The 14,279-nt window shown below is 73.4% G+C and carries 13 protein-coding genes; all 13 read right to left on the reverse strand.

The genetic code is table 11. The annotated features are described in order from the left end of the window. Positions 1 to 24 precede the first annotated feature (24 nt). Entirely contained in the window at positions 25 to 2,070 is a 2,046-nt protein-coding gene (locus MCM47_RS10645; RefSeq protein ID WP_238860713.1) for a GNAT family N-acetyltransferase, read from the reverse strand. 55 nt (positions 2,071 to 2,125) lie between these two features. After that, positions 2,126 to 2,653, reverse strand: a complete 528-nt coding sequence (gene fabZ, locus MCM47_RS10650) for a 3-hydroxyacyl-ACP dehydratase FabZ (RefSeq protein ID WP_238860715.1) — start codon at positions 2,651 to 2,653, stop codon at positions 2,126 to 2,128. A 2-nt stretch (positions 2,654 to 2,655) separates the two neighbouring features. Then, entirely contained in the window at positions 2,656 to 2,946 is a 291-nt protein-coding gene (locus MCM47_RS10655) for an acyl carrier protein (RefSeq protein ID WP_238860716.1), read from the reverse strand. Positions 2,947 to 3,009: 63 nt separating this feature from the next. After that, on the reverse strand, positions 3,010 to 3,771 hold the full coding sequence (fabG, locus tag MCM47_RS10660) for a 3-oxoacyl-ACP reductase FabG (protein WP_238860718.1): 762 nt from the start codon (positions 3,769 to 3,771) through the stop codon (positions 3,010 to 3,012). Then, on the reverse strand, positions 3,768 to 4,799 hold the full coding sequence (sbnB, locus tag MCM47_RS10665) for a 2,3-diaminopropionate biosynthesis protein SbnB (protein WP_238860720.1): 1,032 nt from the start codon (positions 4,797 to 4,799) through the stop codon (positions 3,768 to 3,770). The genes fabG and sbnB overlap by 4 nt, the downstream gene beginning before the upstream one ends. Beyond that, positions 4,796 to 5,869: a 2,3-diaminopropionate biosynthesis protein SbnA gene (sbnA, locus tag MCM47_RS10670; protein ID WP_238860722.1), complete on the reverse strand. Its 1,074-nt coding sequence runs from the start codon at positions 5,867 to 5,869 to the stop codon at positions 4,796 to 4,798. The genes sbnB and sbnA overlap by 4 nt, the downstream gene beginning before the upstream one ends. After that, a complete protein-coding gene (locus MCM47_RS10675) occupies positions 5,866 to 8,202 on the reverse strand; it encodes a lantibiotic dehydratase (RefSeq protein WP_238860724.1) in 2,337 nt (778 codons plus the stop codon). Before MCM47_RS10675 ends, sbnA begins: the two co-directional genes overlap by 4 nt. Continuing rightward, on the reverse strand, positions 8,199 to 9,395 hold the full coding sequence (locus MCM47_RS10680) for a PLP-dependent aminotransferase family protein (RefSeq protein ID WP_238860727.1): 1,197 nt from the start codon (positions 9,393 to 9,395) through the stop codon (positions 8,199 to 8,201). The genes MCM47_RS10675 and MCM47_RS10680 overlap by 4 nt, the downstream gene beginning before the upstream one ends. Before the next feature lie 20 nt (positions 9,396 to 9,415). Beyond that, entirely contained in the window at positions 9,416 to 9,664 is a 249-nt protein-coding gene (locus tag MCM47_RS10685) for an acyl carrier protein (protein WP_238860728.1), read from the reverse strand. After that, positions 9,645 to 11,168 carry a class I adenylate-forming enzyme family protein gene (locus MCM47_RS10690; RefSeq protein WP_238860729.1) on the reverse strand — a complete coding sequence of 508 codons (1,524 nt, stop codon included), beginning with the start codon at positions 11,166 to 11,168 and terminating at the stop codon, positions 9,645 to 9,647. Before MCM47_RS10690 ends, MCM47_RS10685 begins: the two co-directional genes overlap by 20 nt. Then, positions 11,155 to 12,102: an ACP S-malonyltransferase gene (locus MCM47_RS10695; protein WP_238860731.1), complete on the reverse strand. Its 948-nt coding sequence runs from the start codon at positions 12,100 to 12,102 to the stop codon at positions 11,155 to 11,157. The genes MCM47_RS10690 and MCM47_RS10695 overlap by 14 nt, the downstream gene beginning before the upstream one ends. Before the next feature lie 188 nt (positions 12,103 to 12,290). After that, complete coding sequence (locus MCM47_RS10700; protein WP_238860733.1) at positions 12,291 to 13,085, reverse strand: ABC transporter permease; 795 nt, start codon at positions 13,083 to 13,085, stop codon at positions 12,291 to 12,293. Then, positions 13,085 to 14,041, reverse strand: coding sequence for an ABC transporter ATP-binding protein (locus tag MCM47_RS10705; RefSeq protein WP_238860735.1), 957 nt, complete (start codon positions 14,039 to 14,041; stop codon positions 13,085 to 13,087). Before MCM47_RS10705 ends, MCM47_RS10700 begins: the two co-directional genes overlap by 1 nt. Positions 14,042 to 14,279: the final 238 nt, after the last annotated feature.

Consider the following 14,279-nt stretch of genomic DNA (forward strand, 5'->3'; position numbering starts at 1 on the left):
GTGCGGTTCCGGTGCCGCGACGGGTCAGACGACCGGCTCGCGGTGCACGGCCAGCTGCCAGGAGGCCTCGGCCCCGTGCGGCCCGGCGGCCGCGACGCAGCCGATGAGCAGGCCGGAGGCGGTGGTGCGCAGGACGACCTCCGCCTCGCCGGCGCCCTCGCCGACGGGCCGGCAGTCGAGCCAGCTCCCGTCGGCCAGCCGGACCGCGGCGGCCGCGGCCCAGACCTGGCGGAACCCCGACGAGTCCAGCTCCCGGCGGGTGCCGGCCGAGTCGAGCACCACGGTGGTGCGGGACGGCGTGTTCGGGGTGATCCAGAGGACGACCTCCTCCTCGGCCCCGGGGGCCCGGACGTCGATCCGGACCGGCTCGGCGGCCGACTCCGGCGCGGTGACCTCCCAGCTGATCCGCTCGTGCGGGGCGGCCAGGCCGAGGGGTTGCTTCTGCTCCCATTCGCCGGCCGTCGGGACGCCCCAGCCGAGGCCGGTGGCGCGGCTGAACCGGCTGTGCTCGCGGGTCACCCACATCCCGGCCGTCCAGCGCGGGTTGCAGCCGAAGGCGCGGGTCCGGGGGTGGGGGCTGCGCAGGACCTTGGTGCCGCCCTCGGTCCACGAGGTGACCCCCGCGGCGGCGGCCTGCACCTTGACCGTCCGGGTTCCGGCGACCGGTTGCGGCGCCGCGGTGGAGCGGGCCGCGGGCCGGGCACCGGCACCGGCGCGGAACACGGTGCGCAGCCGGGCCACGCCGTCCTCGTCCTGCTCCAGGTGCCGTTCGACCAGGCCGGCGTGGATCAGCCGGACCGGCCGGGTGACCGGCAGCTCGATCCGGGTCGGGCCGTCGCTCCAGACCAGCTCGCTGCCGACGGGTGCGACCTGCGCGGCGGCGACCACCTCGGAGGCGTCGCGGACGCCGATCCCGGTGCCGAGCAGGTGCTCGGCGGTGGTGCCCTCCGCCGGGTCGGTCAGGGCGAAGGTGCCCTGCCGCAGCCCGATGGTCTGGAAGATCCGGCCTGGCCGGCGGGTGAAGGTGAAGTCCTGGCCGAGCACACCCCCGTCGAGGGTGATGGTGCCGACGACCTCGTCCTCCCCGGACCGCTCGGTGACCCGGACCCCGTGCTCGACCGCGACGACGTCCAGGTCGCGCGGCTGGCCCTCGCGCCAGCCCGCCGACCGGTCCGCCTCGCAGCTGGGCCAGGTGGAGACGAGCAGCGGCCCGTGGTGGCCCGGGGCGGTGACGGTCACCGTGCCGTCGCCGCCGTCCACCTCGCAGACCAGGCCGCCGGACTCGAAGCGGTGCGGCGGGACCTGCCGGGCGGTCTTGACCCGGTACGGCGGCTCGGCGATCCGCAGCGGCCGGGCGGTGCCGTCGGGGGCGGTGAGCCGTGCGTCGAGCATCAGCCCGCGGTCCACGTCGATGCTCGCGTCGATCCGGTACTCGCCGAGGGCCAGAGCGTAGGCGATGGTGCGGACGCCGTCCACCACCCGTACGTCGGAACGCAGTTCGTCGTCCCGGCCGCCGGCGACGTTGGCGAAGCTGCTGAGTCCGCCCAGGGCGGCGACGGCCTCGGGGTCGAGGTCGGCGAAGACGCTCCGGAGGATCAGCGGGATGTAGTTGTGCAGCTCGACGTTGCCGTCCTCGCCGGGCACGGTCTCGCCGACGGAGACGCAGCCGACCCGGCGGTACAGCCGGAAGGCCACGGTGTTGGCCGGGTTGACGGTCAGTCGGAGCACGAGGCAGCCGCACTTCATCATCCACTCGACCGCCTCGGTGAACAACCGTCCGGTGATCACGCCGTTGCGGTAGGCGGGAGCGACGAAGAACATGTCCGCGATGAGCTCGCCGGCCCGCGCGGACCGCCGCCCGGTGCTGTGGAACAGCCCGAACGTGCCCACCACCCGCCCGTCGTCGACGGCCACCAGGAACGTCGCCGTGTCGCGCTCGGTCAGCTCGCGCTCCAGCTCGTCGCCGCCGATCCCGCCGGCCACCGGGTTGGGGTTGTCGCGGTGACGGTTGTAGAGCTCGGCGATGTCGTGCGCGTCGCCCTCCTGGTACGGGCGGATCGTGATGGACATTCCACACCTCCTTGTCTTCTGGTTCCGATGGGTGGGGGTCCGGCCCGGCGGGCGGTCAGCCCTTGCGCTCGGTGGTGACGATCAGGGAGCCGGCGGCGGCCAGCTCGGTGCCGACGCTGGCCCGGACCGACACCGAGCGGAGCCCGCCGAGCTTCTGGCCGAGCTTGGCCTCCAGCCGGAGCTGGTCGCCGGGGACGACCAGCCGGGAGAACTTCATCGAGCTGATGGAGCCCAGGTAGCCGACGCTGGCCGACGGGTCGCCGGTGCCGGGGTTCTCCGCCTCCAGCAGCTCGGCCACGTAGACGACGGCGACCAGCTGGGCCATCGCCTCGACGATCATCACGCCGGGCATGATCGAGTGGTCCGGGTAGTGGCCGGCGAAGAACGGCTCGTTCACCGAGACGCTCTTGATGCCGCGGCCGGAGACGCCGGGCACGACGTCGTAGGCGCGGTCGATCATCAGCATCGGCCAGCGGTGCGGCAGCATCCGCTTGATGTCGTCCGAGGAGTAGCTGAAGGTCCGCTTCGGTTCCTCGACCGCTGCGGCCCGGCGCGCGGGCGCGGTCTCCGGCGCGATCGTCATGATCAGACCTCGCGGGCTTCGATGAAGTCGACCAGGGCGTTGATCGAGCCGAAGGCCTCGAAGTCGTCGTCGCTGATCAGCACGTCGTGCTCGTTGTTGATCATGACGACGATCTCCAGGGTGTCCAGCGAGTCCATCTCCAGGCCGCGGCCGAACAGCGGCTGGTTGTCGGAGACGACCTCGGGCTCGGCGTCCAGGCCGAGGCGGTCGATGATCATCGACTTGATCTTCATGTTCTTCTCCAGGCGCTGCTCGGCCTGGGCGCGGACGTCCTCGAAGGTGGCGACGGACATGGTGGTCCCTTTCCGGGGGTTGGGTGATGGATCGTCAGTTGAACTTCTTGGCTGACTCATCGGTCAGCTGTAGAGCATTCCGCCGTCGACCGTGAGGACCTTGGCGGTGATGTACGAGGCGGCGGGGCTGGCCAGGAAGACGGCCGCCTGGGCGACCTCCTCCGCGGTCCCCATGCGTCCGAGCGGGATCGCCTGGGCGGCCTCCTTGAGCTGCGCCGGGGGCACCTTCTTCACCATGTCGGTGTCGATGAACCCGGGCGCCACCACGTTGACGCGGATGCCGCGGCCGGCGGTCTCGTACGCCAGGGTCTTGGCCATCGAGATCACTCCGCCCTTGCTGGCGGCGTAGTTGGCCTGGCCCACCCGGCCGGCGATGCCGCTGGTGGAGGCGATCATGACGACCGCCCCGCCGGTGGCGTACATCTGCTTGGTCGCCTCGCGGGCGGTCAGGAAGGCACCGGTCAGGTTGGTGCCGATGACCTCCTGCCACTTCGCGGCGCTCATCGCGGCCATGTGGCCGTCGGCGGTCACCCCGGAGTTGAGGACGGCGACCTCGACGTTGCCCCAGGTGCCGCGGATCTCCTTGTACATCGCGGCGACCTGCGCCTCGTCCGAGACGTCGGCCCTGACCAGCAGGGCCTGCCGGCCGAGGGCGCGGATCCGCTCCGCGACCTCCTCGGCCTTCCCGGCGCTGTTGCGGTAGTTGAGGGCGACGTCGCAGCCGTGCTCGGCCAGGGCGATCGCGATCGCCGCGCCGATCCCGCGCGAGGCGCCGGTGACCAGGGCCCTGGTGCCCTCGGCGAAGAGCCGTCCCGGGGCGCTCATGCCGCACTCCCGGTGAGCGACGAGGTGACCTTGTGGCTGCCCGGGTCGAAGCCCTCGACCTCGGTGCCGAGGCCGGCCGCGACGGCGGCGTTCAGCACCGCCTCGGCGACGGCGAGGTCCAGCACGCCGAGGCCGAAGGGGGAGAAGACGACGGTGCGGGCCAGGGTGGCCGGATCGGTCCGGCCGTCCAGCAGCGCGCCGATCTCGGCGTGCACGAACTCCCGGTGCCCGACCTGCTGTTCGGCGCGGTGCAGGGAGGTCTGCTCGCGGACGGCGTGCTGCGCGTCGTCGACCACGTTGTGGGCGGCGAGCACCGAGGAGGCGCTGAGGTCGCGCAGCGACAGGTGCAGGATCACCTGGCCGTGCGGCCGGTCCGGGTAGTCGGCCAGGTCGAGCCAGTAGCTGGAGTCGGTGGTGGCGATGCTCACGGTCTCGGCGCCGAGCGCGGTGGCCACGTCGACGGCCCGGAAGGCGATCCCCGGGTACTCCGCGGCCAGTTCGGCCGCGAAGACCTTGGCCCGCTCCGGGAACGCGTCCTGCAGCAGGACGGTCTCGACGTCCGGGTGGACCTGCGCCAGGTAGGACATGACGCGGTGGTTGATGGTGCCACAGCCGATCAGGCCGACGGTGTGCACCGGGCGGCCGGCGGACAGCAGGCCGCTGGCGAGCGCGGCACTGGCCGCGGTCCGCACGGCGGAGATCTGGCTGCCCTCCATCAGGGCCACCGGGTAGCCGGACTCCAGGTCGTTCAGGATGCAGAGCGAGGAGGCCCGCTGCATGCCCCGGTCCACGTTCTCCGGGAAGGACGAGATCCACTTGAGGCCCATCACCGGGGCCGGTCCGCCCAGGTAGGCGGGCAGGGCGATGATGCGCGAGTCCGGGCGGCCCAGCGGGCGCAGGAAGGTGGAGAACGGCAGGTCCGACTGGCCCTGGCTGTGCAGGACGTAGGCGGTCCGCACGGAGTCGAGGACGGTGGAGTCCAGACCCACCAGCGCGGCGCGGACGTCGTCGCGACCGAGGATCCTCATGACTCACTCCTTTCTTGGTCGTGGTCCGGCAGGTACTGCCGGAGGTAGGACTCCACCCACTGGTCGTCGTAGATGGTGTCGAGGTAGCGGTCGCCGCCGTCCGGCAGCACCGCGACGCAGGTGGCGCCGGGCTCGATCCAGTCGGGCGCGCCCAGCAGTGCGGAGATCACGGCGCCGGAGGACCCGCCGGCCAGGATCGACTCCTGGGCCAGCAGCTGACGGCAGCCGCGGATGCACTCGGAGTCGGTCACCTTGACCACCCGGTCCGCCAGCCCCGGCAGCAGCAGCGGCGGGACGACCGCCGCCCCGTGGCCCGGGATGGTCCGCTTGTGCGAGTTCTCCCACGGCTCCGGCGGGCCGAAGATCACGCTGCCCACGGCGTCCACCGCGACGACCCGGGTGGCCAGGCCGTTGTCCCGGATGTACTCGGCGCAGCCGCGCAGCGTGCCGCAGGTGCCGGCCGCGAGGAAGAGGTAGTCCGGTCCGCCCGGCAGGGCCTCGCAGATCTCGCTCATCGTGGTGTGGTGCGCCCGGGCGTTGTACTCGTTGGCGTACTGATTCGGCCAGTAGGCGTCCGGGGTGCTCTCCAGCAGCGACCGGACCCTGGCGATCCGGGCCGGCAGGAACTCGCCGGTGGCCGGGTCGCGGTGCTCCACGACCTCGACCCGGGCCCCGTAGGCCCGCATGATGGACAGGTTCTGCGCGGTGGTCCGGGGATCGACCACGCAGACCAGCTTGAGCCGGTAGAAGTTGCAGAGCTGCGCGAGCGCGATGCCGAGGTTGCCGGAGGAGGACTCCACCACCGTGGACACCCCCGGCACGAGCCGGCCGGTGCCGATGGCGTGCTCGATCATCGACTTGGCGGCGCGGTCCTTGATGCTCCCGCCGGGGTTGAAGCGCTCGCACTTGGCGTACACCTGGAAGCGGTTGGGCGGGAACAGCCGGTCCAGGGCGATCAGCGGGGTCCCGCCGATCGTGGCGACGATGTCGGGGTCCGACGGGCGCGGCGGGCGGGTCGGGCGGGTCGGGCGGACCCGCAGTGCCGCGTCGTCGGGGACGAGGACGGTCATTCCGGCACCTTCCTGCTGATCTGGAGCCGCAGCTCACTCACGTAGCGCTCGCCGTCGGCGTCCGGCAGCCAGGAGTCCTCGGGCGCCGGCAGCGGCTCGCTGACGGTCACGACGGCGCCGGGGTCGGCCTGCCCCGCCCGGCGGACGAGGTTGGCGAAGGAGAGCACCAGCGTCGGGCTGGTGAAGTCGACCAGGGACGGCTTGGTCTCCTCCGGGAACTTCACGAAGGCCTGCTCGGGCAGCCGGTGCCGGGTGACCCAGCGGCGGACCGCCAGGTAGTCGCGGTGCCGGTCCGCCTTGGCCGGCAGCCCGACCTCGTCGGCCCGCAACCGCCAGGTCTCGCGGAACAGGACCAGGTCGTCGAGGGCCACCCGCGGAGCGTGCGGGCGGTCCAGGCCGATCTTGAAGGCGTCGCAGGCGATGATCGAGATCGGCACCGCGAGCAGCTCCGGGAGGCTCCAGGTGCGCCCGTCCGGGGTGGTGGCGGTGACGGTGCCGTCCGCCTCGGCCACGGTGATCGCGGCGGCCGGGTCGATCCGGTCCCGCTCGTCGAACGGCGCCCGGGTGAAGCCGATCAACCGGTCCCCGGCGCCGATCGGTGCGGGCACCATCCGGCCGCTGTTGCGCTTCCAGCCGACCGGCAGCAGCGGCACCAGCCGCGGGGCGCCGATCGCCGCGTTGACCTTGTCGCGCAGTGACCCGTGGTCGGCGGTCCAGTCCAGGAAGGGCAGGTCCAGCGTGGCCAGGCAGGCGTGCAGCTCGCCCAGCACCACGGTGTAGTCACCGGCGTTCACCGCGTCCACGGACGGGGCGACCACCTGGAGGTCCGGGCTGTGCACCGCCAGGTGCGGTGAGCGCACCGGGCCGGTGGCGAAGACCGCGCGGGCCCGCTCCTCGATCCCGGCCACCGAGAGCCGGACCGGCTCGGACGCCGGGGCGTCCGGGTCCAGCGCGATGACCTCGCGCCACTTCAGCGCCAGCTCGCGGGTCGCCGCGTGCACCGGGGCTGCGTGCTCTCCCCAGAACAGGGCCAGCACCTGCGGCCAGACGTCGGCCAGCGTCACCGTGCCGTGCCGCTCGGCGGCGGTCCGGACCAGCGTCGCGACCTCCGCCTCCACCAGCTCCGCGAGCCGGTTGCCGAACCAGTCCGCCGCGTCGGCGACCAGCGCCAGCGGGCGGGCGATGCCGTCCAGGAAGTCCTGCCCGAGGTCCATCCGGCAGTCCCGGAGGGAGTCCTGGTAGCAGAGCGTCCGGCCGGCGTACGCCTTGCCCTCCTCGCGGGAGGCCGCCTGCCCGGTGGTCCGGACGAAGAACCCGTCGAGCAGGTCGAGCGCCTCGACCAGCTCCTCGGCGGTGGTCGCGCGGTCGATCCCGTCCCGCAGCCGGCCGAGCTCGGCGAGCACGGCGTCGTACCGGACGAACAGCTCCGGGTCACCGATGGCGGCCACCCGGCGGCGCAGCACCTCCTCGGCGCGGACGTCGACCGGGACGTTCGCGTCCCAGGCGATCAGGCGCTGCTTCAGCAGTCGGCTCAGCACCTTCTCCACCCGGGTGCGGGCGGTCGCGGCGTCCCACTGCTCCTCGGCCGCCAGCGCGTCGGCGATGGCCTCGCCGTTGCGGTTGCCGTCGGCGCGGCGCAGCACCTGGACGTCGTCCGCGCGCAGCCGGACCACCTTGCGGCCCGGCATCACCAGCCGGTCGCCGTCGAGGTGGACGTCGGGCCGCAGCACCGGCGGGAACCACCAGCGGGCGCCGGGCTGTTCGGCCATCCACTCGCCCAGGGCGGCGATCGTCCAGCGCTCGAAGGACGTCCGGCTCGCCGAGGTGAGCGACGGGCCGGGCTCGAAGTCGATGGCGCGCCGGCCCCGGCCGACGGAGATCCACGCCCCCGGGCCGAAGAAGCCGATGGTCTCCGCCTTGGCGCAGTACCGCAGCCAGTACATGGCCAGGGTGCGCTCCCGCTGGCGGCGCTTGGACTCCTTGCCCCGGCCGGACGCCAGGGAGTCGAGGACCTGGTAGACGGTGCGGTTCTGCCAGGCGATGGCCTTGCGGACCCTGCCGTCGGTGGCGAGCCGGGCCAACCGTTCCGTCTCGGCGTCGCAGTCCGCCCGGTACGCCGCCTCGAAGGCGGCGTGGTCGGCCTCGCCGCTCTCCAGGAGCGCGGCCGCGCGGACCGCGTGCCGTCCGCCGAGGCGGTCCAGGCCGGAGACCGGGAAGCCGGCGTTGCGCAGCAGGCCGACGCCCCAGACCCGCCAGTGCGAGTCGCCGAGCGGCCGGGACGGCCCGAACTGCGACCAGTCGACCGCGCGGGCGGCCGCGAGCGTGTCGGTCATCGGGACCCGCCCTCCGGGGGAGCGGCCGGCGCGGCGAGCGCCTGGGCCAGCCGGGCGACGCCCTCGGCGATGCGGCCGCGCGGCACGTGGCTGAAGCAGAGCCGCAGCCCGTCGGCGTGCTCACCGCCGATCCCGAAGTGGCTGCCGGGGACGAAGGAGACGCCCCGCTCGGCGGCGGCCGCGGTGAACCGGCCGGTGTCCACGCCGTCGCGGTGGCGCAGCCAGATGTAGAAGCCGCCGTCCGGGCGCTCCCACTGCCAGGGCCCGTCGGTGCCGAGCTCGCGCTCCAGCGCGTCGGCCATCAGCGCGCAGCGCTCGCGGTAGCTCGCCCGGTAACCGTCGATCAGGTCGTTCCAGCCGCCGCGGGTGTGGAACGCGGCGAGCGCGGCCTGGGCGAGGGCGGACGGCGAGAGGGCGATCACCTCGGTGGTGCGGCTGAGCGCCGGCACCAGGTGCTCCGGCGCGGCGATCCAGCCGCAGCGCAGGCCCGGGGCGAAGATCTTGGAGAAGGTGCCCAGGTAGACCACGTTCTCCGGGTCGAGCGCCTGGAGGGCTGTGGTGGTGCTGCCGTCGAAGGAGAGCAGGCCGTAGGGGTTGTCCTCGATCACCAGGAGGTCCAGCTCCCGGCAGAGGGCCAGCAGCTCCTTGCGGCGTTCGACCGGCATGGTGGCCCCGGTCGGGTTCTGGTGCGTCGGGTTGCAGTAGAGCAGCCGCGCGGTGCGGCCGTCGGCCCGGAGGGCGTGGACGGTGCGGCGCAGCCCGTCGAGGTCCAGGCCGTCCCGGTCGGACGGCACGGCGCTCAGGTCGAGGCCGGCGGTGCGGAAGGCGGCGGTGGCGCCCGGGTAGGCGGGCGTCTGGACCAGGACGGTCTCGCCGGGTGAGGCGAGCCCGAGTCCGACGGCCATCAGGCCCATCTGGGAGCCGCTGGTGGGGACGAGGGTCTCGGCCGTGGCGCGGCCGTCCTCACGGGCCATCAGGTCGGTGACGGCCGGGACGAGGGCCTTGGCCACGTGCGGGGTCGTGTACTGGAAGGCGAGCTTCCCGCCGAGGCGGACGAGGCGGGAGAGCTGGCCGGAGATCGCCTCCAGCGGGAGGACGTCCAGGTCGGGCAGGCCCCCCGCGAAGGAGATCAGGTCCCCGCCCCGCTCGAAGAGCCGTGGCATCTCGGCCGCGGGTCTGGTGTCGGTCCACATGGGTATCGGTGTCCAGGTCCCTAGACCGCGGCCGGGGCCGCGGCGCCGGCCTGCGCCTGTGCGTACTGCAGCAGGCCGGCGGGCGAGGCGAGGGCGGGGTCGGCGAGCGCGTCGGGGTCGACCTCGATCCCGAACTCCTCCTCGACGGCCATCACCAGGGCGATGGTGTGGAGCGAGTCCACGCCCAGGTCCACGAGCGGGGTCTGCGGGTCGGTGACCCTGACGGCGCAGACGCGCTCGACGAGCTGGTCAAACTGCGACTGGTTCATGGGTGGTCCTCGTCTGTGCGAAGGGAGTCGTGGTGGCGGGCGCGGCGGCCGGCGGGTCGATCAGGCGCTTGGCGGCGGCGCGGTCGGGCTTGCCGTTGGCGGTCAGCGGTACGGCGTCGATCGGGACGATCAGGTCGGGCATCCGGGCGTGGTCGAGCTGCCGGGCGAGCTGGGCGCGGATCTCCTCCGGCGCCAGCGGGCTCTGCACCGCGAGGTGCAGCGGGCCGTCCTCGGGCTCGGGCTTCAGGGCCACGGCCGCGGTCACCCCGGGGATCCGCTCGGCGGCGTCCTCGATCTCGGTCAGGGCGAGCCGGATGCCGCGGCGCTTGATCACGTCGTCGTCGCGGCCGGCGAAGTAGAGCCGGCCGTCCTCGTCGAGGTGGCCGCGGTCGCCGGTGTGCAGCTCCAGGGTGCCGTCGGTGCGACGGACGAAACGGTTCTGCTCCTCGAGCGGGATCCCCCAGTAGCCGGCCATCACGGTCGGGCCCCAGACCACGATCTCGCCGACCGTGCCGGGGGCGAGCGTCCGCCCCTCGGCGTCCACGATCCGCACCCGGTCGCCGGGGATCGGCGGACCGACGGAGTCGGGGTGCGCGGCGTACTCGGCCGGGTCGAGGATCGAGATGCGCTTGCACTCGGTCATCCCGTACATCGAGGCGAAGGCCGAGCCGGGGAAGAGCTCCAACAGCTCGGACATCACCGCCCGGCCCGGCCGGGCACCGGTGTTGGTGAACAGCCGCACCCTGGTCGGCCGGCGCAGCTTGCCCTGGAGCAGGGCCAGGATCTGTGCCAGCGACGGCACCAGCGGGACGACCGTCACGCCGTGGCGCTCGATGACGCGCAGCAGCCCGACATCGTGGCTGCGCTGGGCGAGGACGAGCGTGCTGCCGGTGAGCGCGCAGAACAGGGCCTGGTAGAGCCCGTAGTCGAAGGAGAGCGGCAGCCGGCAGAGCACCACGTCGTCCGCGCGGTACTGCAGGCGGGCGTTGACCGCCTCGACCGCCGCGAGCATCTGCCGGTGCGGGCAGACGACGCCCTTCGGCCGGCCGGTGGTGCCGGAGGTGTAGATCAGCATCGCCGTGCTGTCGTCCGGGACGTCGGCGGCGAAGTCGTCGGCGGGCGTGTCCAGGATCTCCTGCCAGGCCTGAGCCACCTCGACGGTGCGGCCGGCGGCGCGCCCCGCGGCGGGCGGGCAGAGCGCCAGTGCGGCCGTGCAGTCCTGGACGATGTGGGCGACCTGGGTGTCCGTCAGTTCAGGGTGCACCGGGACGAAGACGGCGCCGATCCGGAGCGTGGCGTAGAAGAGGGCGAGGAAGGCGCGGTCGTTGCCGCCGGTGTACACCACCCGGTCGCCGGCGGTGACACCCCGGCCCCGCAGCCAGCCGGCCGCGCGGTCCACGGCGGTGCCGAGCCCGCGGTAGTCGAGGGAGCCGTCGGCGTCGATGACGGCGGGGTGGTCGGCGCGCTCGGCGCGCGGGCGGGTGAGCAGGTCAGACACCAGCACGGGCGGGCTCTCCTCTGCCGATCGCGGCACCGAGCCGCTCGTGGGCCCGGGTGAGCTCCCGGGGCGAGTTGACGGACAGCACCTCCAGGCCGGGGAACTGTCGCTTGAGGATGTTGGCCAGGGTGCGGGCCGGCGGCAGCGAGACCGCGAGCTCCGGCGTCAGCTCGGCCAGGGTGCGCAGGCAGAGGTCCCAGCGCACCGGCCGGACCACCTGGTCGACCAGCCGCCGGCGGATCTCCTCCGGCTCGGTGAGCACCGCGCCGTCCGCGTTGGAGAGCAGCAGCTGGTCCGGCCGCTCGAAGCGCATCGTGGCGGCGGCGGCCGCGACGGCCCGGCGGGCCGACTCCATGTACGGGGTGTGGAAGGCGCCGGCGACGGGCAGCGGCTTGACCGTCGCGGAGGGCGGCGGCGCGGCGGCCAGCTGCTCCAGGCGCTCGGTGGGACCGGCGGCCACGATCTGGCCGGGGCCGTTGAACGTGGCCGCGGTGAGGCCGAGTTCGGAGATCCGTGCCAGCACCTCCGGCTCGTCCCCGCCGACCACCGCCGCCATCGAGGTGGGTGCCTCGGCGCAGGCCGCGGCCATGGCGCGGCCGCGGATCGCGGCCAGCCGGACGGCGTCGGCGGGGCTCAGCACCCCGGCGAAGGCGGCGGCGGTGAGCTCGCCGACGGAATGGCCGGCGGCCACCGTGCTTCCCTCGGGCGCCGTCCGGGCCAGCACGCCGTGGGCCAGCAGGCCCTGGGCGACCAGCAAGGGCTGGGTGTTCTCGGTGCGGGCGATCTCCGTGGCGGAGGCCCTGGTGCCCAGGTGGGCCAGGTCGCAGTCGGCGGCCTCGGACCAGTCGCGGATGCGTTCGGCGTGGAGCGGGTCGCGCAGCCAGCCGGCCAGCATGCCGGGGGTCTGGGAGCCCTGGCCCGGCGCGAGTATGGCGAACATGTGTTCTATCCCCCTTTCGTGTGGTGCCCTTCGCACGGCGCCAGGCGCCCGGTGCGGTCCATGGGTGGTGTTGCGGTCCGGGTGGTGGTGCGGTGGTCGGCGGTGGGTGCCGGCCGTCCGGGGTGGGCCGGCACCCACCGGGCTACTGGCGGCCGGTCGGACCGGCGGCCGGACTACTCGCGGCAGGACTACTGACGGCCGGTGCTCTTGGCGAACCGGCGGATCGCCATGAACGAGAAGCCGGCGAACCAGGCGACGATGTTGAAGACGGCACCCGCCAGGCTGGAGTGCTCACCGCTGAACGAGTAGCCGTCGGTGAGGGAGTAGCGGGCGAGGGTCGCGACCCCGTACATCGGGGTGAACCGCGAGATCTCCAGCATGGTCCCGCTGAGCGGGATGAACAGGTTGCCCAGGAAGGCGAGCGCGGTCATGGTCAGGCCGGGCATGTGCATCACGACGTCGGGCTTGAGCGCCAGTCCCATCGCGATGCCGAGCGCGGCGAACACCGCCGCACCGAGCCAGGCCACCAGCAGCGACGTCACCCAGACGCCGGCGTCGGCCTCGGCGCCGGTGAGGGTGCCGAGCACGCCGACGATGGCCACCGGGACGCCGGCCATCAGGACCGAGCAGAGCACCTTGACGAGCAGGTACCCGGGCGGGGTGAGCGGGCTCAGCGCGATCGTGCGCATCCAGCCCGACGCGCGCTCGACCGAGATGGTCGCGGCGGAGCTGGTGGCTGCCGTCGCGGCGCCGTACACCGCTAGGCCGATCATCATCCAGGCGGCGAAGTTCCCGTGCGGGAGCGTCGGGTTGTTCGGGCTGGTGCGGAACAGGGCGAGGTACAGCACGGCCGGCAGCAGGACGGTGAAGATCGTGGTCTGGCGGTTGAACCGCCGGCGGAGCTCGTAGCGGATGAAGGTGGGGTTCACCCCGCTGAACGTGGAGGTCGCGGGACGGGCGCCCGACGCGGTGAGGGAGGCCATCAGATCCCCTTCTGGACGGTGCGGCCGTTGGTGGTGATGGCCACGAAGGCCTCTTCGAGACTGCGGGGGGCCACTTCGATCCCGGTGGCCGACGTCTCGTTGACCAGCACGCGCAGCAGGGAGTCCGAATCGGTGCAGTTGAAGTAGTGGCGGTCGCCGCGGACGGTGCTGGAGCGGACGCCGGCCGCCCGGGCCACCAGCTCCGCCTCGTAGGGGCCGATCACGGCGGAGACCGTGCGTCCGCTGATCGCGGCGCGGATCGACGAGGCCGAACCGTCGGCCACCACCGATCCCTTGTCGATCATCACCACGCGGTCGGCGAACTGGTCCGCCTCCTCCATGTAGTGCGTGGCGAACATGACCGTCATGCCGCGCCCGGCGTCCTCGCGGACGGCCGCCCAGAACTCCCGGCGGGCCGACACGTCCATCCCGGCGGTCGGCTCGTCCAGGACCAGGAACTCGGGGTCCGACAGCAGTGCGAGGGCGAACCGGAGCCGCTGCTGCTCACCGCCCGAGCAGGCGGAGACCCGGCGGTCGCGCAGCTCGGCGACGCCCGCCCGGCGCATGCACTGCTCGGCGTCGGCGGCGGGGTGGAGCGAGGCCAGCATGTGGACCGTCGCGCCCACGGTCAGGTCCGGGAGCAGGCCCCCCGACTGCAGGACCGCGGCCACCCGTCCGTCGCGGACCGCCTGCTGCGGCGGCAGGCCGAACAGCTCGACCGTTCCCGAGTCGGGCCGGGTCAGCCCCAGCAGCATGTCGATGGTGGTCGACTTGCCGGCGCCGTTGGGCCCGAGGAACGCCACGATCTCGCCGCGCCGGATCCGCAGATCCAGTCCGTTCACGGCGGTGAACTCCTCGCCCTTCGCGCTGGTGAAGCGCTTGACGACCGTGCTGAGCACAGCGGCATCAGGGGACGTCGCCCCCCTCGACGCCGGGCGGGTCTGGTAATCGATCATCTTTCCGAGTCCTCACGATTCGGCGGAGCTCGCCTTGGTGAGAACCACTCTCCCGGCCCCGCCTATCCGTTCGAACCGGCGCCGCTACCACCCCCCTATCCGGCCCCTATCCGCCTCGCCCACCCCCAGTCGCACCCGCTCCCACCTGCACCGATGCCGGGCGAGCCGGGCCGGGAACGCACGACGGGGCGGCGGTCGCGGAGCCCCCCGCGCCCGCCGCCCCATCGTCGGGCGGCGG

This window comes from Kitasatospora sp. A2-31 (genome assembly GCF_022288725.1).
Lineage (GTDB): Bacteria > Actinomycetota > Actinomycetes > Streptomycetales > Streptomycetaceae > Kitasatospora.

Bases quoted from the DNA above. Each gene is read 5' to 3' on its own strand.
- MCM47_RS10645 (WP_238860713.1), bottom strand. From the start codon at position 2,070: ATGTCCATCACGATCCGCCCGTACCAGGAGGGCGACGCGCACGACATC.
- fabZ (WP_238860715.1), bottom strand. From the start codon at position 2,653: ATGACGATCGCGCCGGAGACCGCGCCCGCGCGCCGGGCCGCAGCGGTC.
- MCM47_RS10655 (WP_238860716.1), bottom strand. From the start codon at position 2,946: ATGTCCGTCGCCACCTTCGAGGACGTCCGCGCCCAGGCCGAGCAGCGC.
- fabG (WP_238860718.1), bottom strand. From the start codon at position 3,771: ATGAGCGCCCCGGGACGGCTCTTCGCCGAGGGCACCAGGGCCCTGGTC.
- sbnB (WP_238860720.1), bottom strand. From the start codon at position 4,799: ATGAGGATCCTCGGTCGCGACGACGTCCGCGCCGCGCTGGTGGGTCTG.
- sbnA (WP_238860722.1), bottom strand. From the start codon at position 5,869: ATGACCGTCCTCGTCCCCGACGACGCGGCACTGCGGGTCCGCCCGACC.
- MCM47_RS10675 (WP_238860724.1), bottom strand. From the start codon at position 8,202: ATGACCGACACGCTCGCGGCCGCCCGCGCGGTCGACTGGTCGCAGTTC.
- MCM47_RS10680 (WP_238860727.1), bottom strand. From the start codon at position 9,395: ATGTGGACCGACACCAGACCCGCGGCCGAGATGCCACGGCTCTTCGAG.
- MCM47_RS10685 (WP_238860728.1), bottom strand. From the start codon at position 9,664: ATGAACCAGTCGCAGTTTGACCAGCTCGTCGAGCGCGTCTGCGCCGTC.
- MCM47_RS10695 (WP_238860731.1), bottom strand. From the start codon at position 12,102: ATGTTCGCCATACTCGCGCCGGGCCAGGGCTCCCAGACCCCCGGCATG.
- MCM47_RS10700 (WP_238860733.1), bottom strand. From the start codon at position 13,085: ATGGCCTCCCTCACCGCGTCGGGCGCCCGTCCCGCGACCTCCACGTTC.
- MCM47_RS10705 (WP_238860735.1), bottom strand. From the start codon at position 14,041: ATGATCGATTACCAGACCCGCCCGGCGTCGAGGGGGGCGACGTCCCCT.